Annotated in this window: 24 protein-coding genes; 20 read left to right on the forward strand and 4 right to left on the reverse strand. The window is 49.1% G+C overall.

The annotated features are described in order from the left end of the window. The 8 genes from M6G78_RS09945 to M6G78_RS09980 all read left to right on the forward strand — a co-directional run. Positions 1 to 758 (forward strand): site-specific DNA-methyltransferase (locus tag M6G78_RS09945; protein WP_253230293.1); only part of this gene is annotated, 758 nt, incomplete at its 5' end. Between the two features lie 38 nt (positions 759 to 796). Further along, positions 797 to 2,797 (forward strand): CHAP domain-containing protein, encoded by a 2,001-nt coding sequence (locus M6G78_RS09950; protein ID WP_253230321.1) that lies wholly within the window; start codon positions 797 to 799, stop codon positions 2,795 to 2,797. Positions 2,798 to 2,824: 27 nt separating this feature from the next. After that, the gene (locus M6G78_RS09955) at positions 2,825 to 3,088 is read left to right on the forward strand and encodes a DUF4315 family protein (protein WP_253230294.1); all 264 of its coding nucleotides are present in this window, start codon (positions 2,825 to 2,827) and stop codon (positions 3,086 to 3,088) included. After that, positions 3,078 to 3,797 carry a DUF4366 domain-containing protein gene (locus M6G78_RS09960; protein WP_253230295.1) on the forward strand — a complete coding sequence of 240 codons (720 nt, stop codon included), beginning with the start codon at positions 3,078 to 3,080 and terminating at the stop codon, positions 3,795 to 3,797. Before M6G78_RS09955 ends, M6G78_RS09960 begins: the two co-directional genes overlap by 11 nt. Further along, a complete protein-coding gene (locus tag M6G78_RS09965) occupies positions 3,794 to 5,911 on the forward strand; it encodes a DNA topoisomerase 3 (RefSeq protein WP_253230296.1) in 2,118 nt (705 codons plus the stop codon). Before M6G78_RS09960 ends, M6G78_RS09965 begins: the two co-directional genes overlap by 4 nt. 118 nt (positions 5,912 to 6,029) lie before the next feature. Continuing rightward, the gene (locus M6G78_RS09970; RefSeq protein WP_253230297.1) at positions 6,030 to 9,767 is read left to right on the forward strand and encodes a YodL domain-containing protein; all 3,738 of its coding nucleotides are present in this window, start codon (positions 6,030 to 6,032) and stop codon (positions 9,765 to 9,767) included. Between the two features lie 2 nt (positions 9,768 to 9,769). Further along, complete coding sequence (locus M6G78_RS09975; RefSeq protein WP_253230298.1) at positions 9,770 to 9,976, forward strand: transposon-transfer assisting family protein; 207 nt, start codon at positions 9,770 to 9,772, stop codon at positions 9,974 to 9,976. Continuing rightward, positions 9,973 to 10,359, forward strand: a complete 387-nt coding sequence (locus M6G78_RS09980) for a cysteine-rich VLP domain-containing protein (protein WP_253230299.1) — start codon at positions 9,973 to 9,975, stop codon at positions 10,357 to 10,359. The genes M6G78_RS09975 and M6G78_RS09980 overlap by 4 nt, the downstream gene beginning before the upstream one ends. Positions 10,360 to 10,512: 153 nt before the next feature. On the opposite strand, the gene M6G78_RS09985 is transcribed toward M6G78_RS09980, so the two are convergent. The 4 genes from M6G78_RS09985 to M6G78_RS10000 form a co-directional block, all read right to left on the reverse strand. Next, positions 10,513 to 10,764 (reverse strand): hypothetical protein, encoded by a 252-nt coding sequence (locus M6G78_RS09985; RefSeq protein ID WP_253230300.1) that lies wholly within the window; start codon positions 10,762 to 10,764, stop codon positions 10,513 to 10,515. Between the two features lies 1 nt (position 10,765). Further along, a complete protein-coding gene (locus M6G78_RS09990; protein ID WP_253230301.1) occupies positions 10,766 to 12,103 on the reverse strand; it encodes a relaxase/mobilization nuclease domain-containing protein in 1,338 nt (445 codons plus the stop codon). After that, entirely contained in the window at positions 12,064 to 12,393 is a 330-nt protein-coding gene (gene mobC / locus M6G78_RS09995; RefSeq protein ID WP_009270772.1) for a plasmid mobilization relaxosome protein MobC, read from the reverse strand. The genes M6G78_RS09990 and mobC overlap by 40 nt, the downstream gene beginning before the upstream one ends. A 246-nt stretch (positions 12,394 to 12,639) precedes the next feature. Further along, entirely contained in the window at positions 12,640 to 12,990 is a 351-nt protein-coding gene (locus tag M6G78_RS10000; protein ID WP_009270771.1) for a helix-turn-helix transcriptional regulator, read from the reverse strand. Positions 12,991 to 13,239: 249 nt separating this feature from the next. Between M6G78_RS10000 and M6G78_RS10005 the strand changes: the two genes are divergently transcribed. The 12 genes from M6G78_RS10005 (at position 13,240) to M6G78_RS10380 (ending at position 22,594) form a co-directional block, all read left to right on the forward strand. Then, entirely contained in the window at positions 13,240 to 13,623 is a 384-nt protein-coding gene (locus tag M6G78_RS10005; RefSeq protein ID WP_040014126.1) for a GntR family transcriptional regulator, read from the forward strand. Beyond that, positions 13,616 to 14,476 (forward strand): ABC transporter ATP-binding protein, encoded by an 861-nt coding sequence (locus M6G78_RS10010; protein WP_009270769.1) that lies wholly within the window; start codon positions 13,616 to 13,618, stop codon positions 14,474 to 14,476. The genes M6G78_RS10005 and M6G78_RS10010 overlap by 8 nt, the downstream gene beginning before the upstream one ends. After that, positions 14,469 to 15,116 (forward strand): ABC-2 transporter permease, encoded by a 648-nt coding sequence (locus tag M6G78_RS10015; RefSeq protein ID WP_009270768.1) that lies wholly within the window; start codon positions 14,469 to 14,471, stop codon positions 15,114 to 15,116. Before M6G78_RS10010 ends, M6G78_RS10015 begins: the two co-directional genes overlap by 8 nt. Positions 15,117 to 15,126: 10 nt before the next feature. Beyond that, complete coding sequence (locus M6G78_RS10290; RefSeq protein WP_009270767.1) at positions 15,127 to 15,249, forward strand: hypothetical protein; 123 nt, start codon at positions 15,127 to 15,129, stop codon at positions 15,247 to 15,249. Between the two features lie 154 nt (positions 15,250 to 15,403). Beyond that, positions 15,404 to 15,592, forward strand: coding sequence for a hypothetical protein (locus M6G78_RS10020; protein ID WP_009270766.1), 189 nt, complete (start codon positions 15,404 to 15,406; stop codon positions 15,590 to 15,592). Between the two features lie 159 nt (positions 15,593 to 15,751). Continuing rightward, positions 15,752 to 16,444 carry a response regulator transcription factor gene (locus tag M6G78_RS10025; RefSeq protein ID WP_009270765.1) on the forward strand — a complete coding sequence of 231 codons (693 nt, stop codon included), beginning with the start codon at positions 15,752 to 15,754 and terminating at the stop codon, positions 16,442 to 16,444. Next, positions 16,441 to 17,472 carry a sensor histidine kinase KdpD gene (locus M6G78_RS10030; protein WP_009270764.1) on the forward strand — a complete coding sequence of 344 codons (1,032 nt, stop codon included), beginning with the start codon at positions 16,441 to 16,443 and terminating at the stop codon, positions 17,470 to 17,472. The genes M6G78_RS10025 and M6G78_RS10030 overlap by 4 nt, the downstream gene beginning before the upstream one ends. Before the next feature lie 180 nt (positions 17,473 to 17,652). Next, positions 17,653 to 18,318: an ABC transporter ATP-binding protein gene (locus tag M6G78_RS10035; protein WP_009270763.1), complete on the forward strand. Its 666-nt coding sequence runs from the start codon at positions 17,653 to 17,655 to the stop codon at positions 18,316 to 18,318. Between the two features lie 14 nt (positions 18,319 to 18,332). Then, a complete protein-coding gene (locus tag M6G78_RS10040; protein ID WP_009270762.1) occupies positions 18,333 to 20,750 on the forward strand; it encodes an ABC transporter permease in 2,418 nt (805 codons plus the stop codon). A 638-nt stretch (positions 20,751 to 21,388) separates the two neighbouring features. Continuing rightward, the gene (locus tag M6G78_RS10045; protein WP_009270761.1) at positions 21,389 to 21,829 is read left to right on the forward strand and encodes an RNA polymerase sigma factor; all 441 of its coding nucleotides are present in this window, start codon (positions 21,389 to 21,391) and stop codon (positions 21,827 to 21,829) included. Continuing rightward, a complete protein-coding gene (locus M6G78_RS10050) occupies positions 21,810 to 22,061 on the forward strand; it encodes a helix-turn-helix domain-containing protein (RefSeq protein ID WP_009270760.1) in 252 nt (83 codons plus the stop codon). Before M6G78_RS10045 ends, M6G78_RS10050 begins: the two co-directional genes overlap by 20 nt. Positions 22,062 to 22,366: 305 nt before the next feature. Then, positions 22,367 to 22,594, forward strand: coding sequence for an SHOCT domain-containing protein (locus M6G78_RS10380; protein WP_371922842.1), 228 nt, complete (start codon positions 22,367 to 22,369; stop codon positions 22,592 to 22,594). The last annotated feature ends 11 nt before the right edge of the window (positions 22,595 to 22,605 follow it).

Here is a 22,605-nt window from a genome sequence, read left to right on the forward strand (position 1 = left end):
AACGTGTATTGCGCCCGGACGGCACCTTTTGGCTGAATATCGCAGACACCTACTGCGGCACAGGCAGCAAAGGCGGCTACACCGACCCGAAAAATCCAAAGGGCAGGAACGGGCAGAGCCTATCCCTTAACCGCCGCGCCCCAAACTGCAAGCAAAAGGATTTAATCGGTATTCCGTGGCTGTTGGCGTTTGCCCTGCGAGCGGACGGGTGGTATTTACGCAGCGACATCATTTGGCAGAAAGAAAACCCCATGCCCGAAAGCTGCAAAGACCGTCCGAGCCGTTGCTATGAACACATTTTCCTGCTTGCAAAGTCAAAGCAGTATTTCTATGACGCTGCCGCCATAGCCGAGCCGATAGCCCCCACGACGGCGGCGCGGTACAGGCAGGGACGCGCAGCCGGACACAAATATGCCGAGGAAGTCCCCGGACAGGGTAAAGTGCAGGGGATCAACAAAGCGCGGAAAGGCGGCTACTACGACGACGCGCTGATCCCCACCATGCGGAACAAGCGGGATATATGGCTGATTAACACCGTCCCTTACAAGGGCGGGCATTTTGCCGCGTTCCCGCCGAAGTTAGCGGAAACCTGTATTTTGGCGGGCTGTCCGAAAGGCGGCGTTGTGATAGACCCGTTCTTTGGAAGCGGCACTACGGGCAAGGCGGCAAAAGACCTTGACCGCCATTATATCGGCATTGAGATTAACATTGAGTATTGCGCCCTTGCGAGGGCGCGGATTGGAGGTGAAAGCACTTGAAAGACCCGATGAAGCCCCGCGACAAAATCACGCAGAAAATGAGCCGCGACGGGCTGACCGAGCAAAACCAGACCACGGGCGAAAGCGAGCTTATCAGCAAGCGCATACAGGACGCGGATTTTCAGAAAACGCCGGAGCAGCAAGCCGCACAGGACGCGGCGCAGCTTCAAGGGGCGGTTTCCCCGTCCTCTCCCTTGCCCCACGCGCCGGAGCATTTTTCAAAGCCGCAGGACGCAGCCGCCGAGCGCGTCATGGAGCATATCGGCGCGGGGCAGACCCGGAAAGCGTCGAAAAAGGCTGTCCGGCGGGCGCAGGAAGCGGCAGCGTCAAAGGCGCAGCCGTCCCGTCTGCAATTTACCGACGAGGAACGGGCAACGCCGGAGCTGGAAAAGTACATCAAGAAATCGGACAAAGCCGCCGACCGTCTGGACGCAGCGCGGGCGGCACTTCCCCCAAAGAAGAAATCGCGGCTGCAATTTGACAAGCAGGAAACGCCGCCGAGCTTCGAGGGCAAGCGCAATCCCTTATCCCGCCCCGCGCAGGAAGCCGGGATTTTCGTCCACAACAAGATACATTCCGTGGAGAAAGACAATTCCGGCGTTGAGGGGGCGCACAAATCCGAGGAAGCCGCCGAGCGCATGGGGAAATACGGTGTCCGAAAGGTCAAAGAGGGCTACCGCAGCCACAAGCTGAAACCTTACCGCAAGGCGGCGCAAGCGGAAAAAGCGGCGGCAAAGGCAAACGCCAACTTTTACTATCACAAAGCCCTGCACGACAACCCGCAGCTTCGCAGCAACCCCCTTTCCCGTTTCATGCAGAAGCAGAAAATCAAGCGGGAATATGCAAAAGCGGCAAGGAAAGGCGGCGCAGCCACCGCGAAAAAAGCGGCGGAAAGCACCCGCAAGGCAGCAAAGAAAACCGCCGAGGAAACAAGGAAAGCCGCGCTCTTTGTAGCAAGGCACCCGGTAGGCGTACTGATTGCGATTGCCGCGCTGCTTTTGTTCATCATCATTTTTGCGGGGCTGTCCTCTTGTTCCTCTATGTTTTCCGGCGCGGTCAACGGCGTTGTGGGGACTTCCTACACGTCGGAGGACAGCGATCTTGTGGCGGTGGAAAACAACTACGCCGCTATGGAAAACGAGCTGCAAGCCGAGATTGACAACATCGAAAGCACCCACCCCGGCTACGATGAATATCGCTACGACCTTGACGCTATCGGGCATAACCCGCACGAATTAGCGTCCTATCTGACCGCGCTTTTGCAAAGCTACACCCCGCAGAGCGCACAGACAGAAATCGAGCGTATCTTTGATATGCAATACACCCTCACGCTGACCGAGGAAGTGGAGGTACGCTACCGCACCGAAACGAGGACGGACAGCGAGGGCAACAGCTACACCGTAGAGGTACCGTATAACTACTATATCCTCAACGTCAAGCTGGAAACCCGCCCGATCACGTCCCTTGCGCCGGAGCTGTTGAACGACGAGCAGCTTGAAATGTTCCGCGTCTATATGGAAACGAGCGGCAACAAGCCGCTTATTTTCGGCGGCGGTTCTCCCGACGGAAGCCCGTCCGAGGACATAAGCGGGGTACAGTTCGTAAACGGTACCCGCCCCGGAAACACCGCCCTTGTAGACCTTGCAAAGCAGCAAGTCGGGAATGTGGGCGGCTATCCCTATTGGAGCTGGTACGGCTTCAATTCCCGCGTGGAGTGGTGCGCCTGTTTCGTGAGCTGGTGCTACAATCAGGCGGGCGCAAGCGAGCCGCGCTTTTCCGGCTGTCAATCGCAGGGCGTCCCGTGGTTTCAATCGCGGGGACAATGGGGCGCGAGGGATTATGAGAATATCGCCCCCGGCGACGCTATCTTTTTCGATTGGGATTTAGACGGCAGCGCAGACCATGTAGGCATTGTGATCGGCACAGACGGAAGCCGCGTTTATACCGTCGAGGGCAATTCCGGCGACGCCTGTAAAATCAAGAGCTATGCCCTTACCTATGAATGTATCAAAGGGTATGGGCTGATGAATTGGGACTGACCCACCGAAGAAAGGAGAATTTTATCTATGGCTATGAACAAAATTGAACGTCTTGACCGGGAAATCCAAAAGACCCGCGAGAAGATCACCGAGTATCAGAACAAGCTCAAAGAGCTTACCGCGCAGAAAACCGAAGCGGAAAACCTGCAAATCGTCCAGCTTGTGCGGGCTATGCGCCTTACCCCGCAGGAGCTTACCGCCATGCTGTCCGGCGACACAATCCCCGGTATGGCGGCTCTCCCCGCAGACGGTTACGCCAAAGAACAGGAGGACGCAGCGAATGAAGAATAAAATCAAAAGGACTTTGACCGCGCTTTGTGCCGCCCTTATGCTCATGGGCGGCTTTTCTGTTACCGCCTTTGCACAGACGCCGGAGAACGACGCCACCAACGACACAGGCGTTGTTGTGGAAGAAACCGAGGACACGCCGCCCCTTACCCCGGACGGGAACGCTACCCTTGTGGACGACTACGGCGGCAACAAGCAGCTCATTACCGTTACCACCAAAAGCGGCAACTATTTCTATATCATCATCGACCGGGACGACGAGGGCGAAAACACCGTCCATTTCCTCAATCAAGTAGACGAAGCCGACCTTATGGCTCTTATGGAGGACGAGGACGGGCAGACGGAAGAAACGCCCGCCGTCTGCAACTGTACGGATAAATGCGAAGCCGGAGCCGTCAATACCGCTTGCCCCGTCTGCTCTGTCAATCTGGGCGACTGTACGGGCAAGGAAGCCGAGCCGGAGGAACCCGAACAGCCGGAAGAAGAAACGCAGGGTAACATCGGTGGTATTCTGCTGATCGTCCTTATCCTTGCCGGAGGTGGCGGCGCAGCGTTCTATTATTTCAAAGTCTTAAAGCCGAAAAAGGATGCGGCAAAGGGAAATGACAATCTCGATGAATACGATTTTGACGATTACGACGAGGACGAGGAAGCGGAAGGCGAGCTGCCCGACGGCGCAGCAGCCGACGAACAGGAGGACGAAACCGTATGAGTGAAACACTTATCATAGCTGAAAAGCCGAGCGTGGCGGCGACGATTGCCGCCGCGCTGGGCGCAAAGGAGAAGAAGGACGGGTATATCGCAGGAAACGGCTGCCTTGTTTCCTGGTGCGTGGGGCATTTGGTACAGCTTGCGGAAGCTGCCGCCTATGGCGAGCAGTACAAAAAATGGAGCTATGACAGCTTACCCATTTTGCCGCAGGAATGGCAATATGCCGTTGCCAGCGACAAGGGAAAGCAATTCAAAATCCTAAAAGACCTCATGCACCGCGCCGACGTTTCCGAAGTCGTCAACGCTTGCGACGCAGGGCGCGAGGGAGAACTCATTTTCCGTTTTGTCTATGATGTGGCGGGCTGCAAAAAGCCCATGCGCCGACTTTGGATTTCCTCTATGGAAGAAAGCGCAATCAAGGCGGGCTTTGCGTCCCTCAAAGACGGGAAAGAGTACGACCCCCTTTATTCCTCTGCCCTTTGCAGGGCAAAAGCCGATTGGATTATCGGTATCAATATGACCCGCCTGTTTTCCTGCCTGTATGGAAAGACGCTGAATGTGGGGCGCGTCCAGACCCCGACGCTCAAAATGCTTGTAGACCGGGACGCCGCCATTACCACCTTTAAGAAAGAAAAATACTACCATGTGCGCCTGTCCCTCTCCGGCGTGGAAGCCGCAAGCGCGAAGATCCACGCCGCAGACGAAGCGGGGAATTTGAAAGCCGCTTGCGAAGCGGCACAGGCGGTTTGTACTTCCGTTACCCGCGAGAAGAAAACCGTTGCCCCGCCGAAACTCTTTGACCTTACCAGCTTGCAGCGGGAAGCAAACCGCATTTACGGCTATACCGCAAAGCAGACCCTTGATTTGGCGCAAGCCCTGTACGAAAAGAAGCTGCTTACCTATCCGAGAACGGACAGCAGCTATCTTACCGACGACATGGGCGGTACGGCGGCGCAGATCGCCGCCCTGCTTGCCGGAAAGCTGCCCTTTATGCAGGGCGCAGACTTCACGCCGGAAATCTCCCGTTTGCTGGATAGCAAAAAGGTGTCCGACCACCACGCGATTATCCCTACAATGGAGCTTGCAAAAGCCGACCTTGCCGCACTGCCGGAAAGCGAGCGCAATATCCTTACACTTGCAGGGGCGCGCCTTTTAATGGCTTGCGCCGAGCCGCATATCTTTGAAGCGGTTACGGCGGTTTTCTCCTGCGCGGGACAGGAGTTTACCGCAAAGGGAAAGACAGTGCTTGCCGAGGGGTGGAAAGGCTTGGAACGCCGCTTTATGGCGACGCTGAAAAAGAAAGCCGACACCGAGGACGACGAGGAAAACGCCCTTTCGCTGGACGTGCCGCCCTTTGCCGAGGGGCAGACTTTTGACAACCCGCAAGCGGCGGTTACGGAGCATTTCACGACGCCGCCGAAGCCCCATAACGAAGCGTCGCTGCTCTCTGCTATGGAACGCGCCGGGAATGAGGAAACCGACCCGGACGCGGAACGCCGGGGACTTGGGACGCCCGCCACCCGCGCCGCTATCATTGAAAAGCTGGTAAAGGGCGGCTTTGTGGAGCGCAAGGGGAAGCAGCTCATTCCGACCAAAAGCGGGATTGAGCTTGTCTGCGTCCTGCCGGAGGTACTTACTTCCCCGCAGCTTACCGCCGATTGGGAAAACAATCTGACGCAGATTGCAAAGGGCAACGCCGACCCGGACAGCTTTATGACGGGCATTGAAACCATGACGCGGGAACTGGTAAGCGCCTATCCTTTCCTTTCCGACAAGGAAAAGGAGCGTTTCAAAGAGGAAAAGCCGGTGATCGGCAAATGCCCCCGTTGCGGCGCGAACATCTACGAGGGCAGGAAAAACTACTACTGCGCGAACAGGGATTGCGCCTTTACCATGTGGAAGAATGACCGTTTTTTTGAGGAACGGAAAGTAACCTTTTCCCCGAAGATTGCCGCCGCCCTCTTGAAAGACGGGAAAGCGAAAGTCAAAAAGCTGTACTCCCCGAAAACGGGGAAAACCTACGACGGCACTATCCTGTTAGCCGATACGGGCGGGAAGTACGTCAACTACCGAATTGCAATCCAGAGGGACAGAGAAGTTACGCAGCAAGCATAGGAAAGGGGTACCCTTTCCGTAAAAATCCCCGTTTTCGTCTGCCGACGATTGCGGGGATTTTGCTTGTTGGGAAGTGTCCCAAACCCTCTTGAAAATCTGAAACGAAAGGAGCGACCGAATGAGCGAACAATTTTCTATCTTACTTGGAAACCATAGCCGCCTTGAAGCCGGACAGACGAACGGCGTGTGGCTCTCTATGCCCGCCACGACGGAGCAGCTTCACGAAGCTATGAGGAATATTGGCGTTACCGCAGAAAAACCGCAGGATTTATTTGTGGGCGGCTTTGCAAATACCGAACAATGCCCCTTTGATGTGCCGCTTTCCGTTATCCAAAGCGGCAGCATAGACGAGCTGAATTATCTTGGAAAGCTGCTTGAAATGCAGCGCGACGAGGATAAAGCGAAGTTTGCGGCGGCGGTTACGCTGGGCGAGTATGCTGGAAATCTCAAAGACCTTATCAACCTTGCACAAAACCTTGACTGCTATTGGATTTATCCCACCGTCCAAAGCGAAGAAGATTACGGCTACTATCTGATCGACGAGCTGGACGAATTGGAGCTGCCGGAAGAAGCAAAGCGGTATTTCATGTATGAGGAATACGGACGGGACGCCGCTATCAACGACGGGGGCAGATTTACCGAACAGGGCTATATCTATAACAACAAGAACACCTTTTCCGAGTGGTACAACGGACGCGAAAGCGACATACCCAAAGAATACCGCATTATGAGTTACCCGCAGCCGGAGCGCGGCGAAGCAGAACGGACAGACTTTGACGCGGCGGCTACCATGCCGCCCACCGCCGAGCCGCGCCCGGTTATCCCCCTTATCCTTACGGCGGACAACCCCGCCGACAAGATGAAAGAGATTACCGACCGTCTGGAACAGGGCATTATGGGCGTGTTTGAAAGCGAGCGGTACGCGGAATATTTGCGTACCATGTCAAAGTTTCACAATTACAGCTTGAACAACACCCTCTTGATTGCAATGCAGGGCGGCAATTTGGTAAAGGGCTACCGTCAATGGGAAAAGGAATTTGATCGCCATGTGAAGCCCGGAGAAAAGGCAATCAAGATACTTGCCCCCGCCCCATACAAAGTCAAAAAGGAACGGGAGAAAATCGACCCGGACACGAAAATGCCCGTGATCGGCGCGGACGGAAAGCCTGTCATGGAAACGCAGGAAATTACCATACCCGCCTACAAGGTGGTATCTGTCTTTGACGTATCGCAGACCGAGGGAAAGGAGCTGCCCGACCTCTCTGTTTCCGAGCTGACGGGTGATGTGGAGCAATACCGGGACTTTTTCGCAGCCCTTGAACGGACTTCCCCCTTTGCCATTGCTTTTGAAACGCTGGACGGCGGCGCAAAAGGACGTTGTTATTATGAAGAAAACCGTATTGCAATCCATGAGGGCATGAGTGAATTACAGAACATTAAAACGGCAATTCACGAAATATCCCATGCGACTATGCACGACACCGCCCCGGACGACCCTACGCGCCCCGACCGCCGTACCCGCGAGGTACAGGCGGAAAGCGTCGCTTACGCCGTCTGCCAGCACTACGGGCTTGACACGTCCGACTATTCTTTCGGATATGTCGCCGGGTGGAGCAGCGGCAAGGAGCTTTCGGAGTTGAAAGGCTCTCTTGAAACAATCCGCAGCACCGCCGCAAAGCTGATTGAAACCATTGACGGGCATTTTGCTGAAATCCAGCAGGAGAAAGCCGCCGTACAGGAACAGGAACAGGAAGCGCAGCCTATCACGCCGGAGCCGCAGCCCGCACAGGAGCAGACGGAACAGGCGACGCCGCCGGAAACCGTCCCACAGGAAGCGGAGCCGCCCGCCGTGAAATACTATCCGATCAACGAAGCTGCCGCCCGCCGCGCAAAGGAAATGAACAGCTATTCCGACTACAAGCCCGGTAGCGCAACGGCAGAATACCGCAGCTATGTCGAGGAAGCCGTACAGCTTGCCGAGCGGCAGAAATCGCGGGTAGACCCGATGTACCATGAGAAAATCGACAGTCTGCTTGATACCTACGCCCGGAAACTTGCGGCGAATATGAACAAGGGCTTTGAGATCGACGCCCGCGTTCCCTCTATTCTGATTGCGGGCGGCTCTAATTTCCCCGTCCGTAAAAAGGAAAAGCAGAACGCCGCCCGCGATACCAATTACCGGGAGTGGCAGGACATTCAAGGCTTACTCGATAAAATCCGCAGTACCGGCATGGGCGGTATCAGCGCGGACGACCCGCAGGCGGTTCAAAAGCTGGAAAAGAAACTTGCGGGCTTGGAGAAAGCGCAGGAAACCATGAAAGCGGTAAACGCCTATTACCGCAAGCATAAAACTCTTGACGGCTGCCCCCATTTATCGGCGGAGAGTATCGAGAAAATGAAAGCGGATATGGCGAGCCAGTGGCATATCGAGGATAAGCCCTATCCGACATGGGCGTTATCCAACAACAGCGCGGAAATCCGGCGTGTGAAAGAGCGTATCAAATCCCTTTCGCAGCAACGGGAAATCGGCTATGTCGGCTGGGAATTTGAGGGCGGCAAGGTAGAAGCCAACGCCGAAGCAAACCGTCTGCAAATCCTCTTTGAAGAAAAGCCGGACGCCGCCACGCGGGAAGAATTAAAGTCAAACGGTTTTCGGTGGTCGCCCAAAGCCGAAGCATGGCAACGGCAGCTTACCGATAACGCATACCGTTCCGCAGACTACATCAAAGCCATTTTGCCCCTTTCCGGGGAAAAGCCCTCGGAGCTTTTACGGGCGCATATCCGGCAGCAAAAGTCGGCTTCACAGGAGGCACCCGCGCCAGAGCCGATTTACAAGGTACACACAAACCCGCGCAGCGACAGCCGGGAAAACCTTTGCTTCTTACAGGCATATATCCCGCAGGAGGACGGGAAAGCGCAGATCGGGGACGTACTGTATATCGGTACGCCGGAGAAGTGCCGCGAGCTGATGGCGCAGCTCAACGCCGGGGAGCTGACGCAGGGTGAAGTGAAAGAGCTTTACGCAAAGGCGCAGGAAGCCGGACAGGATAAAGACACCTTTTCCATTTATCAGTTAAAGCGCGGGGACGAAACAAGGGACTTGCGCTTTGAGCCTTACGACCGTCTGCAAGCGGCGGGACACGCAGTAGACCGGGCAAATTATGAGCTGATCTATACCGCGCCCCTTGCGCCGGACACTTCCCTTGAAGATATTTACACCCGTTTTAATATCGACCACCCCGCCGACTTCAAGGGGCATAGCCTTTCCGTTTCCGATATTGTGGTGCTTCATCGGGACGGCAGGGACGCCGCTCATTATGTAGACAGTATCGGCTATCGGGAAGTGCCGGAGTTTTTCAAGGAGCAGGGGCGGCAGCTTACCCCCGACGAGTTGGAAACGGGCGAAACCGTGAAAACGCCGAGGGGGACTTTCTATGTAACCACCATGAGCCGCGAACAAATGGAAGCCGCCGGGTACGGGCTTCATCATCAATCCGAGGACGGCAAGTATCTGATTATGGGGAATGGGACGCGGGCTTTTGCTATTCCCGCCGAGCAGCCAGAAAAGGTCAATCCCTTAAAGCACATCGAGGACACCGTAGAGCAGAACGACAACGCTTTTGACGGGCTTATCAATAATACGCCGCAGACGCCCACCGCCGGAGAGCTGGAGCAAAAAGCAAAGGCGGGTGAGCCGATCTCCCTTGCGGACTATGCTGCCGCAATCAAAGCAGAGAAAGAGCGCGGCAGCGCAAAGCAGGAAAAGCCCTCTATCCGGGCGCAGCTTCGAGCTGAAAAGGAACGGGCGGCGCAGAAAAAGACCGTAAAGGCGAAAAATCACGAATTGGAGGTATGAGTATGGTACGGTTTACCGTTGAAGAAACAAACCTTATGAGCATTTACCACGAGGGCGGCAAGGCGCAGCTTATGGAGAACATGACCGCTGCGCTGCCCGATATGGACGCGGATATGCGGGAGCTTGCAAAGCGCACCCTTTCCAAAGTGGACGCTTTGACCGATGAAGAATACGCGGGGCTTGCCGTCTATGCCGCCGATGAAGCATGAGTGCGGTGAAGCGGCTGACGCCGCCGCAAAGCCGGAAAGTCAATGCCCTTGTAAAACGGGAGTGCTGCAACTGCGTAGACGGTAACTGCCTTTTGCTGGACGACGGGGACGAGTGCGTTTGTCCGCAGCTCATTTCCTACTCGCTGCTTTGCAAATGGTTTCGCATCGCCGTACTTCCCGCCGACAAGCTCCTGTATGCGGAACTGATGAACACCGAGGACAAAAGACGTTGTATCGAGTGCGGCGCGTCCTTTGCATCCAGTTCAAACAGCGTCAAATACTGCCCGGAGTGCCGCAAGCGGATCACCCGCCGACAAGCCGCCGAGCGTATGCGAAAAATGCGCTCCCTGTTACGCGATAGGGGCGCAAAAAGCCTTGTATAGCGCGGCCCTGACAGCCGCTTTCCCATAGGGCAAGGGCTTTATACCTTTTCCCTCAAAAATGGCGTTCTACTGCGTAACGCCTTTTCCTGCACCCATAGAAAACCGGGGCGCGGTGGCCACACAATCGGCTGCCGCGCCCCGGCTTTTTCTGCTTTATAAGACTTCTATATCCGCTATGTAATATGGCATTGCGCCGATAAAAGTATTTTCCTCTGTCTTTAAGACAAGCAAGTCAGTTTCTCTGATGTAGCGTCCATAGTCAATACGCTGCACATATCCTACAAGGGTTTTCCCGTCCGTAAATGTGATTTTTACTTTGCTCCCCATATCAATATAGCTTTCCATGCCGTACATATCATTTTCTTTTGTTACTCTGATACATGCCGTAATATCAACGATTTTCATTTTATTCCCGTTCCTTTCCTTTCTCCTGTTCCGGCTCTCTTGGCTGCCGCAAAATGCTGTCAATGTTCCGCTTGATAACGTCGTATTCCTTAACCTGTTTTTTCAGCTTGCCATAGTCGGCGTATAGAGCTTCTTTACGCTCTTGCAACTTGGCGTACTCTGTTTGCAGCGCGGCAATATCGGGAAGTTTGGAAATGCCCGCCCCCTTGATTGCCTTTACTGCCGCTTCATGCAGGATTATATCTCGCTCATGGGCTGCCCGGCAGCTGCCCCTGTCTTTTGCCTTGCGGTAAGCGTCATAGGCGGGCTTTGTTTTTTGGTAGGTGGTAATGTTCTTGATAAGCACCGCCATATCGGAAAGCCTTGCTTCCACGTCCTTTAATGCTTCTGCCGCCTGTCCGCTTGCCGCCTGGACTTCTGCGATCTTGGCGGTCAACTCCCCGTACTGTTCAATCCCGTGGGTTGCGAGGAAGTTATACGTCTTTGCCGCCTGTTTCAGATTGTGGATTTTCGCCCATTGTTCATAGCCCTGGCTCTGCGCCGCTTTGATACTGTTTTCAATGTCAATGAGCAGCGACACACCCCGATCTGCTTGCGGGACTTTTGCAGCGCGGGTACGCTTGCCCTTTATCCGCTCCTTGATTGCGTCCTCGGTGTAATCTGCGCCGATAGTCTTTAAGCGGGTAAACCGTTCCTGCCCCGGCACAAGGCAGGACACATATTTTCCGCGCTTTATCTCATAGCCCAACCCTTGCAGACGGGATAGCAATTCCTCGAAGCTGTTTACTTGCGGGATTAGGGTATCAACGGCAATCTTCAATTTTGCCTTTGCGGATTTCTCCTTGTGGTACGCAGCATAATTTTTTCCCTTGCTGCCTTTCTCCGGCACGACCACCGACAAGCCGTTTTCTCGGCACAGCCTGTCGCTGATGTTGCGTATGCCATAATAGGTGCGCTTATTGGAAACGTACTTGTGGTGATCTACAAAGTTGACCGCGCAAAAAATGATGTGGTTATGGATATGCCCCTTGTCAATGTGCGTCGTAAGGACGTATTCATGCTGCCCCTTTGTTACCGCGTCGGCAAGCTGCCGCCCGATCTCATGGGCTTTTTCGTAATCGACTTCCCCCGGCTCAAAGGATTGTATCAAGTGGTGGGCGAGGTTGTTTCCCTTATCCAACGCTTGCGACAGGGTAAAAGCAAACTCAATGTCCGCCGTTTCATAGGAGCAGCCGAAAGAGGACACAAGCATTTTTCCGTCCGTCTTATCCGGGTTTTGGATATAGTCAAGGGCTTTGCTCAACGTGCTTTTAACAGGTTTAATCTTTGTAACCGCCATATCTCCGCAAGCACCCCCTTGATTTCCTCTATGTCCTCTTTATAGACGCTGCCCGTCGCATTGACGCGCCGCGCTATCTGATTGACATTGACCCCGATTTTCTGTATCTCTGCTGTCATAGCCTTTATGTCGCTATGGTCTATCTGAATGATGTACCCGTCGATTGCCATTTTCCGCAGATAGCTTTCCATGTTCCGGGTGGGGACGAGCTTCATTTTCTGCTCAATCAATGCCCGTTCTTCCTCGGTTACTCTGAATTTGATTTGCACCGTCCTTTTCCTGCCGCTCATACCGCGCTCCTTTCTCCCTGCAAAGAGGGTTTGGGACACTTCCCAACAAGCAATTTTCAGCCGCCGCGCCGCAGGGCGCAGAGGGCGAAAATACGGAAAGGGTACCCCTTTCCTATGCTTGCTATTCATCTTTTCGTATTCTCTCACGATGAAAGCGCAGATTTGCCGAACACTTCCGCAAAAAAAGAAAAACGCCATAGAAACAATACGTTTCCATAGCGTCCTTTTGCCTGTTTTGCTTTGTACTTACTCTTTTTCGACTTCCGTAATTTCCTTTGCCGTTGCGGTTACAATCCGTATGCCCTTATCGCTCATACCGTCCAGCAGCGCGTCAAGCTGCCGACGATTGGTGGATTTTTCCGCGTCGCTGTTCGGGAAGAAAAATTGATCTACCGAAATATGATACCGGGTTACAAGGTCATAGAACACCTGTAAACTCGGCTGTTGTCCCTTGTTCTCGATATTCGCAAGGTAGCGCGGGGAAATATATAACTCGTCGCTTACCTTTTTCCGGCTCTCGCCGTATTCTTTTCTCGCGGCTTTTATGGCTGCCCCGAAAGCCTTAAAGTCGTACAATGGTACAGGTCGTTTCGCCATTTTTATTCACCCTATTACATTCTACTGTTCACCTTTCCTTTTGGATATGTCTATACAATTCATAGTATTAGCTTAAATACTTCCTGTTATTCTTGCAGACTTCTTACCCACAAATTATGCGAATGTCGATTGTAAACTTTTGCAAGGCCGATTGTGAACTTTCTTGAAAAGTATTGCTATCTCTCAAATCATGTGTTATACTGTTATACAGAACAATATAACAGCAAGAACAGAGAGAGGGTGATGACAATTAAACTAATAATATCCAATATGTCGGGCATACCCATCTATGAACAAATTAAACAACAAGTGAAAGCTGCAATTTTGTCGGGAGAGCTTCAAGCAGAAGAAACGCTACCTTCCCTAAGAACATTGGCAAAGGATTTGAAAATCAGCGTATTAACGGTTACAAAGGCATATACCGAACTGGAACAAGAGGGATTTGTCAAGAATGTTCAAGGTAAGGGCTGCTTTGTGCTGGGAAGCGGTTCCGAACTAATGAAAGAGCAACTAATTTGTAAAGTAGAAAATAGTTTGACAGAAGCTATAAAAGCAGCGAAAATTGCTAACCTATCTAACAAAGAACTACATCATCTTTTAGATGTTTTATTGGAGGCGAATGCAGATGACTAATTATTTAGAGGTAAAAAACTTGTCGAAATCTTTTGACAGCTTTCAGCTTCACAACATTACTTTTACTCTACCAAAGGGCTACATTATGGGATTGATCGGACCGAACGGCTCCGGTAAAACAACCACTATCAAGCTCATTTTGAATATGCTCAAACGCAATAGCGGCGAAATTAAAATCATGGGTCTTGACAATATCATTGACGAGCAAAAAGCAAAGGCAGAACTTGGCGTTGTGTTTGATACCAACTATTTCAGCGACGATTGGAAAATAACGCAGGTCGAAAAGTCTATTTCTGTTTTCTACCCGAACTGGAATACGGAGCGATTTGCTGAAATGCTACGGAAGTTCCATATCGCTACAAATAAGAAAGTCAAAGAACTTTCAAAAGGTATGCAGATGAAGTTAATGCTTGCTTGTGCATTCTCTTACGACGCAAAGCTATTGATTTTAGATGAACCTACCAGCGGCCTTGACCCTGTTTCCAGAGATGAACTACTGCAAATCCTTTCGGAATATATCGAGGACGGAGAACACAGTGTTTTATTCTCTACGCATATAACAGGAGATTTGGAACGTGCTGCCGACTATATAACTTATATCAGTTATGGCGAACTGTTCTTTAGCGGAAGCAAAGATGACTTTGTAGATATGTTCCGCATTGTCAAGGGAGGAACGAATGAACTATCTGCCGATCTTAAAGGAAAGGCGGTTGGTGTCCGCACATTTCCAACAGGTTTTGAAGCTCTGGTCAAAACCGAAGATGTTGCAGCATTTTCGACTTTGGATATAGAGCCAGCAACCATTGACGAAATTGTTGTATTTACAAGCAAGAGAGGTGAAGATTATGAGTAATATGTTGAAAGCCACAAAACTGGATTTTTCCCTTGTAAGACCGTATTTCAAAGTGATTGGTTTTACTATGCTTCTTCCTATCGCTTTTGCAGCAATCAATCGTTCTATATTGACGGGTGTTTCTTTCGCTATGTGTTTTATTGCCATGACAACGGGCTACACATTTTCTATCACAGAAAAGAATAGCATGGAGCGTCTATATGGTATTTTGCCTGTTAAAAAAAGTGAAATGGTGATTGGTCGTTATCTTTTTGTTCTTGCGCTGGGGGCACTTGCTCTTGTTGTTTCACTTATTACTCAACCGATTGTATTGCGTGTAATAGGTGAAACCGTTGAAAAGGTCGATATTATCAGCGCAGCTATTGGCGGCTTATTCCTATTTGCACTTTATACAGTGTTTCAAATCCCCGGATATTATAAGTTCGGCTCTATCAAAGGTCGCGTGTTTATGTATATCCCGGTGGCTGGGTTTTTAGCGACGTTGTTTTTGCTCCCTAAAATACCTATGGACAACTCAATTATCACTACGCTTAGTAACTCTCCTGTGCTGCTTATTGTACTTGTGATTGTGCTTGTCGTCGTTATGTATGCGGTATCGATCTTGTTTTCTATTCGGATTATGAAGAACAAAGAAATGTGAGGTGAACGGTATGGATTTTACAATTTTAGCTGTTGTTTTGCTTATTGGTGTTGGTATTCCCGTTAGAAATAAAATCATTCGGAAATATCGAGAGGAAAAAAAGAAAAAAGATAATGACCGAAATACAAAGTGATGGATATGGAAAAGACAGCTTCATACGTTGACCCATTTGTGTGAAAACAAGACACGCGTATAATTAGAGAAGATAAAATAAGAAATACAATGGCAACAAAGCCTTATTTGTCGAAAAATGAGCCGCATAAAAATCAATTTAAGAGGAGAAATGTATGACCAAGAAATATTCAAGAATTATTGCCGTCATTATGTTGGTAATTGCGATTGTTTTTATCTTTATTGCCTTGAACAATCCACAGGCAAGTTTCCCTTGGAGCAATGCAATAACATATATTCTTTATGGGGTATATGCTTTAATAATGATTGTACTGTTTATTGCCCCATTTAAGAGAAAAAAGTAATCTCTGGTTTATTGGACTGTCTACTACCTACTACCACCAATCTGGTCTAATTAAACTTTGGCTTTCCTGTTCTCATATAATCAAACATAAGAAAATGTCCGCTGTAACATTTCGCGGACATTTTCTTGATATACTACCAAAAAGAAAGGAAGTGAGGTTATGAAACACGTTTTAGTTGTTGAGGACGACAGCTTTTTGAATAAAATGCTTTCCTACAATTTGACAGCGGACGGATATGAAATAACGTCCGTCCTAAATGCGAGGACAGCGGCACAAGCCCTTAGTTCAAGGGAATTTGATTTAGTCCTGCTGGATATTAACCTGCCGGACGGAAACGGTTATGATTTGTGCAAACTAATTAAGCCGGAACACGCAGACACGATTGTAATTTTCCTAACCGCAAACGATCAGGAAAGCGACCAGATACGCGGCTATGAAGTGGGTGCAGTGGACTATATTACAAAACCCTTTGTCATAGGAGCCTTGCAGCGGAAAATCAAAGCCATGTTCTCTATGCTGGAACATCATAAGCCCGCAAAGGACATTTACGACGACGGTAGGCTGTTTCTTGATTTCTCGGAGCAAACAGCTTCTTTGAATGGAAAGACCATATCACTCTCTCCGATGGAGTATAAAATGCTGAACTTGTTTCGCAAAAATCCAAAACAGGTTTTAACCCGTAGACAGCTTTTAGAGAAACTATGGGATATTGACGAAAAATATGTTGATGAACATACATTGACAACAACAATCAGCCGTATCCGTAGCAAAATCGAAGCAGACGGCGGCACGCCCTATATCAAGACGATATACGGCATGGGCTATCAGTGGACGGGAGGCGAAGCAAAATGAAAACCCGTCCTCTCTCTGTTAAGCGTCTGTTTCTATGGATTTGTATTGGGCTGCTGCTCTCCATGACAGCGATCACGCTTATCTTATTTTCTTTAACGCTTGAAGTTGCGGTATTGATAGCAGGAGCCGCGCTTATCGGTTGCGCTTTTGTATGGTTCTTTGTGTTGACGCAGGCTTTCGGAAAACGGCTTTCCCGATTTACTTCTGAACTATGCAAAACCCTTGATAATATGATGGATGGCGACGAGAAACCAAAACCGGCAGACAACAGCGAAACTCTCTTTGCCCGTATCAATCACCGCCTAACTCGTCTGTATCAGATTATGCAGGAAAACCGCCGTAAAGTAGAGGAAGAACGGCAGGAATTACAAATCCTTGTGTCGGATATTTCCCACCAAGTAAAAACGCCCGTTAGCAATTTGAAAATGGTTACAGATACGTTGCTTACAAGACCCGTAACGGAAGCGGAGCGCATTGATTTTATTAAGGGAGTTCGCAGCCAGACGGACAAGCTGGATTTCCTTTTTCAAGCCCTTGTAAAAACTTCACGTCTTGAAACAGGCGTTATTCGTTTAGAAAAGAAACCGGGACGTATTTATGATACTGTCGCCCAAGCTATGAGTGGAATTGTGTATGCTGCTGAAAAAAAGCAAATTGGCGTGTCCGTAGATTGCCCCGAAAATTTGACGGTTGCTCATGATAGCAAATGGACGGCTGAAGCCCTTTTTAACCTGTTGGATAATGCAGTAAAATATACGCCAGCGGGCGGCAAAATCACCGTCACCGTCGAAGAATGGGAAATGTATGCAGAGATTAAAGTTGCCGATACAGGCAAAGGCATTTCCGAAAGCAACCAGGCGGCGATCTTCCGTCGCTTCTATCGTGAAGAAGAAGTACACGACCAGCCGGGCGTCGGTATCGGCTTATATTTGGCGCGTGAAATTATTACGCAGCAAGGCGGTTACATTAAAGTTGTATCGGAATTAGGAAACGGCTCTGCTTTTTCTATTATGCTTCCTTTGCGTTAAGCTGGTGGCAGACAGCATTTTGAAGCTGCCCGCCGCAATTTCTTTTTTGAAATGTCCGTGCTTTGTAACATTTCAGCGTGTTTTTCAATCGAATTTCTCATTGGTGCGGACATTTCTGTGACATTTGAGTTTTATACTATCCTTATCAATAGGCAGGAAGCCTTGAAAGGAGTTTGAAATATGAGTGTTTTACAGACGATTGACCTCAAAAAATACTATGGGGAAGAACCAAACATTACCCGCGCCCTTGACGGAGTGAACTTTTCCGTAGACGAGGGCGAATTTGTAGCTGTTGTCGGTACGTCCGGCAGCGGTAAATCCACCTTGCTGCACATGATGGGCGGGCTTGACACGCCCACTTCCGGCAGCGTCTTTGTGCGAGACAAGGATTTATCTAAAATGAGCGATGAACAGCTTACGATTTTTCGCCGCCGCAATATCGGCTTTATCTTTCAGAACTATAACCTTGTCCCTATTCTGAATGTGTATGAAAATATCGTGCTTCCCATAGAGTTAGACGGAGATACGGCAGACCAGCGATTTATGGACAATGTTGTGAATATGCTCGGACTGGACGACAAGCTGAAAAATATGCCGAACCACCTTTCCGGCGGTCAGCAGCAACGTGTAGCGATTGCCCGCGCCTTGATTACCAAACCAGCGATCATTCTTGCCGATGAACCCACCGGAAACCTTGACAGCAAGACCAGCGCAGATGTTCTTGGGCTTATTAAGCGTACCAGCACAGAGTTTAATCAGACGGTTGTGATGATAACCCATAACAACGATATTGCCCGCCTTGCTGATCGAATTGTCCGTATTGAGGACGGAAGAATTGTGGAGTAAGGAGGTGGTAGACTATGATATGGCCTTTTGAGAATGACACCAGCACTATTATAAAGAAACTGGCGAAAGCTGACCTAAAAGAGCATAAGCTCAAAACTTTAATTACCGCAATAATTATTGTAATTGCGACTTGTCTAATGGCAACCGTCTTTTCGATTTTAGTAAATGACGCATTGAAACAATCCACACAAGCACCTTATCATGCTATGTTTCGCGCTGTGAGCGAAGATACGAAAAACAAGTTACAGACCGATAATGATTTTGAAACAGTTGGTGTTTACAAAACTTTTGGTAATATTGTGAACAGTGATGGGCGCACTGATCTGGCATACATGGATGATCCGACAATGTCCTTTTTGGGCTTTGAACTAATGGAAGGAAACCTACCGCAAAGCAATACAGAGGTACTTGTATCTGAAACTTATCTGTCTATTCACAAATTGGTATTAGGTGATACATTTTCCTTTGAATATGTAGACACCTTGACAAACGAATTGAAAGAAAACACATTTACTGTTTGCGGCATTATCCAAAACGAAACGCAGGAAAAAGGAAAACAGTTTTATATCCTGACATCTGATCGTTTCCGCGCAGAATACGCACAACAGTACAACGATCTTTCTTTAACTTACAGCACACAAACTGCCTCGACTGTTGATGTATTAGTTTCCCTTAATTCAGAAAAAGCCGGTATGAGTCCTGACGCTCAAAAGGATTTCTTGAAAAGCAAGGGGGAAGCCGAAGGCATTAAAGATTTTGACATCATACTAAATGATAGATACATTGATGGATTTTATTTGGATGGTGCTGTGGTTGTCGGTGTTATCTTTTTTGCGATATTCATTATGTTCGCCAGCAGCTTTGTAATTTACAGCATTTTTTATATTTCCATTGTCAATTCGATGCCTATGTATGCCCAGTTTATTTCGTTAGGAACGACGAAAAAACAGTTGCGTTACTTTTTGAAAATGCAGGGGAATTTTCTGGCATTACGGTTTATCCCTTTGGGAGCATTGATTTCTATTTTGATTGTAGTTATTCTCTCCGGGGTACAATGGATTTTATATGATATGGCGATTGTTTTATTGTCAGGTATCTTGATTTTTGCTGTTATCAAGTTCGCTTTAAGAAAGCCGGCGAAACTTCTTGCCAAAACTTCTCCTATTGAAGCGATGAAATTTCAAGGAGAAAAAGCCGGACAAGAACACAAAACATTGAAGCGGATTACACCAAATACTTTGGCGCAAAGCAATCTGAAAATGAATCAAAAGAAAAACCGTATGTCAATTATTTCATTAAGCATTAGCGGAACCTTGATGATCGCATTGGCTATCCTCATTTCTTCCATCAATCTTCCGGCTATGTTACGGCAAAGCTATCCATTGGACGAAAATTTCCAGATTGGCATACGGATAGATAACTTTTATGAGCGTTTCCCGACCATTATTCAAGACAATCCTCTATCAGAGGATTTGCAGGCACAAATATATAAAATCCCTGGTGTAGAAAAGATTGTATTGGATGGATGTATCGTGGGACGCTTAGTAGAATCAAAAGTTGTTTACGATTCGCCAGAGGACAATTTAGAAACTGTAAACAGCCTATCACCAGAACTTGTTGCTAATGCAAGTGAACTTGTGGACGGTACAATCAATTATGATGAAGTCGGTCTGGATGGCATAGTTGTCAATAAATACCGTACAGATCGAAGTGATACAAATTATGGCGATTTGAAAATTGGAGATACACTATTATTCCATTTTGATGTTGCCGGACAAACCATTGAAAAAACTTTTACTGTTGCCGGGATTGCTTATTTCCCGTCAACAGGGTTGTTCTATTGTACCAGCGAAGCAATAGCGGAACTTTCCCCTTATAATAATACATCACATTTGTCCATTTTTTGTGACCTGGATTATAAGGAATCTGTTCAAGACAGGATAAGGGCGCTTATAAGCGGAAATCCAAATTTAAGGCTCAAAATTTACGATGAAGAATTCTCTACAATTAGTGGATTCATAAAGGCAACTACAAGCAGTTTGTACGGTATCTCCGCATTTGTAATTCTTTTTGGGTTATTAAATATGGTGAATATGCTAATCAGTAGTGCTATTGTCCGTAAACGGGAATTTGCTCTTTTACAAGCAGTCGGAATGACAAATCAGCAGTTAAGAAAAATGCTTTACCGAGAGGGAATGAGCATTAGTGTAAAGTCTGCAATATTGGCAACTTGTTTTGGCGTTACAGTAGGTGCCCTACTATGTTATTTGGCAAATGAGGTATTGGCTCTGAAATTTATCCTTTTTGAGCTTAATATATTCCCTATCCTTTTATTCTCCATTTTGCTTATTGGATTGCAGATTTGTATTAGCTATGGAGTTAGCCGATCCATTGAGAAAAATACTTTGGTGGAACGGTTGAGAACAGAATAGTAACTGTATGGAATCGGCGGGGCGGCGTGTGCTGCCCTGCTTTTTCCGTCTTTTTTCAAAGAAATTTATGAAATATCCGAGCATTGTAACATTTCAGCTTGTTTTTCTGTCGAAAATTAGTGCTGCTCGGACATTTCTGTGACATTTGGATTTTATAATAATCCTCAGAAAGAGGAATAGCCTGTTATCAAGCTGCCGGACGACGGCAAAAGAAAAAAAGCCGTCGTGCAGCAGTCCTATTAACACGCCTATTGGAAACGGCGGCTTTGAAAAAATCGAAGCCGCCGTTTCTTTGTGTTCCTTACAAACCAATGACGACTTATAGGATTACGGCGGTATCAAGGAGGTATCGCCGTGTCTATTCTCATTTACTGCAACCCGCCTAATGCTTTGCAATCAAAAAAAGCCTTTGCGTTGCATGGGGATATTCCGGCTATGAAAATGAACTGTCAATACATTTAGCTGCTTCTTACATTTCCTTTGCGCTCGTCCGCGTCTTGCGGACGGGCGCATTTTGCTGTTCGCAAAAGTTTTTTCAAAAACTTTGCTTTTCCATTTGGCATAGACACGGCACGTCCGTGGAAGGCAGCCGAAAGGGGATAAATAACCCGCCCCCGGGAACGAGAGGGGGTGAGAACATGGATTACCCTGCTCGGTTTGAATGGCAAACGAGATGTGAGTTTAATGCGTACTGCAAACGCACGTTACGCAACGAACTGATTGACGCTTGCCGGGAACGCAAAAGCCGCAAGCGGCACGAAGTGAGCTTTGCAGACCTTACCCCGCAAGAAGAAAAGCAGCTTTATACCGTTGACAGATATTTTGTCAACGAGGACGAAGAAGCCTTCTGCGCGGGCGGCTTGAAGATCACCGCGAAACTGCTTGCCGAAGCTCTGCACTCCCTGCCGGACGAAAAACGTCAAGCCGTACTGCTGTACTACTTTTTCGACATGACAGATGTTGAGATCGCGGAGCTGATGAAAGTACCCCGCAGCACAGTACAGTACCGCCGGACAAGCTCTTTTGAACTGCTAAAACGATACTTGGAGGAACGCGCCGATGAATGGGACGAATTGTAACACCGACGAGCGTGGCTTATTGCCCTACCCGGTCATTTTAGCCGCGACAAAGGGCGACCCGGAAGCCATGAACATTGTCATGCAGCACTACCAAAGCTACATAGCCCACCTGTCTATCCGAAAAATCCGCGACGAGCGCGGCAATACCTATTACGGAGTAGACGAGGACTTGCGGGAACGGCTGCAATCAAAGCTCATGCGGGCTGTCCTATCCTTTAAGGCAGATAAGTAAACGCGAAGCGTTTAACCCCTTTCCGCTTTGCGTAAATCTGCCCTGTTTGCTCCTTGACAAAGAAAGCGGCGCAAGTTAGCGGCGGCGCAGCATAGGGCAAGATCGGACACATTCTCCCTGTACCGAGCCGGACGGCGGGTGCGCCATGACCGCTTTTCCCCGTAGGGGAAAAGCAGAGCGAACAACACCGCGCCGCAAAGCAAGCGCGGCAGCTTGCGGGCGACGACCGTACAGGCAGGACAATGATACTCCCGCGTTGAACGCCCTCACAGCATTGCGCGGCGCACCCACAAGTATGGGACGGGGTGAAACTCCCGTGGAGCTGTTGCCAGCAGCCGTCCGATGAAAAGCCCATTTCCTATTTACGGAAAGGGGGATTTTCTTTGAAGAAAGACAATTTGCTTCGATATAGTATGCAGCTTGCTTTTCTCAAACAACTTTTAGAAAAAAAGCTGATTTCTGATAGAGAATATTCCCTAATCAAAAGTCGTCTGATGAAAGACTACAAAATTGTTTCCGATCTACTGTCTTGAATTGCTGCTCT

It is taken from the genome of Anaerofustis sp. NSJ-163 (assembly GCF_024135845.1).
GTDB lineage: Bacteria > Bacillota > Clostridia > Eubacteriales > Anaerofustaceae > Anaerofustis > Anaerofustis butyriciformans.

Excerpts from the sequence above, each read along its gene's own strand:
- M6G78_RS10020 (WP_009270766.1), top strand. The coding sequence starts at position 15,404 with ATGACCAAGAAATATTCAAGAATTATTGCCGTCATTATGTTGGTAATT.
- M6G78_RS10025 (WP_009270765.1), top strand. The coding sequence starts at position 15,752 with ATGAAACACGTTTTAGTTGTTGAGGACGACAGCTTTTTGAATAAAATG.
- M6G78_RS09975 (WP_253230298.1), top strand. The coding sequence starts at position 9,770 with ATGGTACGGTTTACCGTTGAAGAAACAAACCTTATGAGCATTTACCAC.
- M6G78_RS09990 (WP_253230301.1), bottom strand. The coding sequence starts at position 12,103 with ATGGCGGTTACAAAGATTAAACCTGTTAAAAGCACGTTGAGCAAAGCC.
- M6G78_RS10040 (WP_009270762.1), top strand. The coding sequence starts at position 18,333 with ATGATATGGCCTTTTGAGAATGACACCAGCACTATTATAAAGAAACTG.
- M6G78_RS10015 (WP_009270768.1), top strand. The coding sequence starts at position 14,469 with ATGAGTAATATGTTGAAAGCCACAAAACTGGATTTTTCCCTTGTAAGA.
- M6G78_RS09985 (WP_253230300.1), bottom strand. The coding sequence starts at position 10,764 with ATGAAAATCGTTGATATTACGGCATGTATCAGAGTAACAAAAGAAAAT.
- M6G78_RS10000 (WP_009270771.1), bottom strand. The coding sequence starts at position 12,990 with ATGGCGAAACGACCTGTACCATTGTACGACTTTAAGGCTTTCGGGGCA.
- M6G78_RS09965 (WP_253230296.1), top strand. The coding sequence starts at position 3,794 with ATGAGTGAAACACTTATCATAGCTGAAAAGCCGAGCGTGGCGGCGACG.
- M6G78_RS09960 (WP_253230295.1), top strand. The coding sequence starts at position 3,078 with ATGAAGAATAAAATCAAAAGGACTTTGACCGCGCTTTGTGCCGCCCTT.
- M6G78_RS10050 (WP_009270760.1), top strand. The coding sequence starts at position 21,810 with ATGAATGGGACGAATTGTAACACCGACGAGCGTGGCTTATTGCCCTAC.
- M6G78_RS09955 (WP_253230294.1), top strand. The coding sequence starts at position 2,825 with ATGGCTATGAACAAAATTGAACGTCTTGACCGGGAAATCCAAAAGACC.
- mobC (WP_009270772.1), bottom strand. The coding sequence starts at position 12,393 with ATGAGCGGCAGGAAAAGGACGGTGCAAATCAAATTCAGAGTAACCGAG.
- M6G78_RS09950 (WP_253230321.1), top strand. The coding sequence starts at position 797 with ATGAGCCGCGACGGGCTGACCGAGCAAAACCAGACCACGGGCGAAAGC.
- M6G78_RS10290 (WP_009270767.1), top strand. The coding sequence starts at position 15,127 with ATGGATTTTACAATTTTAGCTGTTGTTTTGCTTATTGGTGTTGGTATT.
- M6G78_RS09970 (WP_253230297.1), top strand. The coding sequence starts at position 6,030 with ATGAGCGAACAATTTTCTATCTTACTTGGAAACCATAGCCGCCTTGAA.
- M6G78_RS10045 (WP_009270761.1), top strand. The coding sequence starts at position 21,389 with ATGGATTACCCTGCTCGGTTTGAATGGCAAACGAGATGTGAGTTTAAT.
- M6G78_RS10010 (WP_009270769.1), top strand. The coding sequence starts at position 13,616 with ATGACTAATTATTTAGAGGTAAAAAACTTGTCGAAATCTTTTGACAGC.
- M6G78_RS09980 (WP_253230299.1), top strand. The coding sequence starts at position 9,973 with ATGAGTGCGGTGAAGCGGCTGACGCCGCCGCAAAGCCGGAAAGTCAAT.
- M6G78_RS10035 (WP_009270763.1), top strand. The coding sequence starts at position 17,653 with ATGAGTGTTTTACAGACGATTGACCTCAAAAAATACTATGGGGAAGAA.
- M6G78_RS10030 (WP_009270764.1), top strand. The coding sequence starts at position 16,441 with ATGAAAACCCGTCCTCTCTCTGTTAAGCGTCTGTTTCTATGGATTTGT.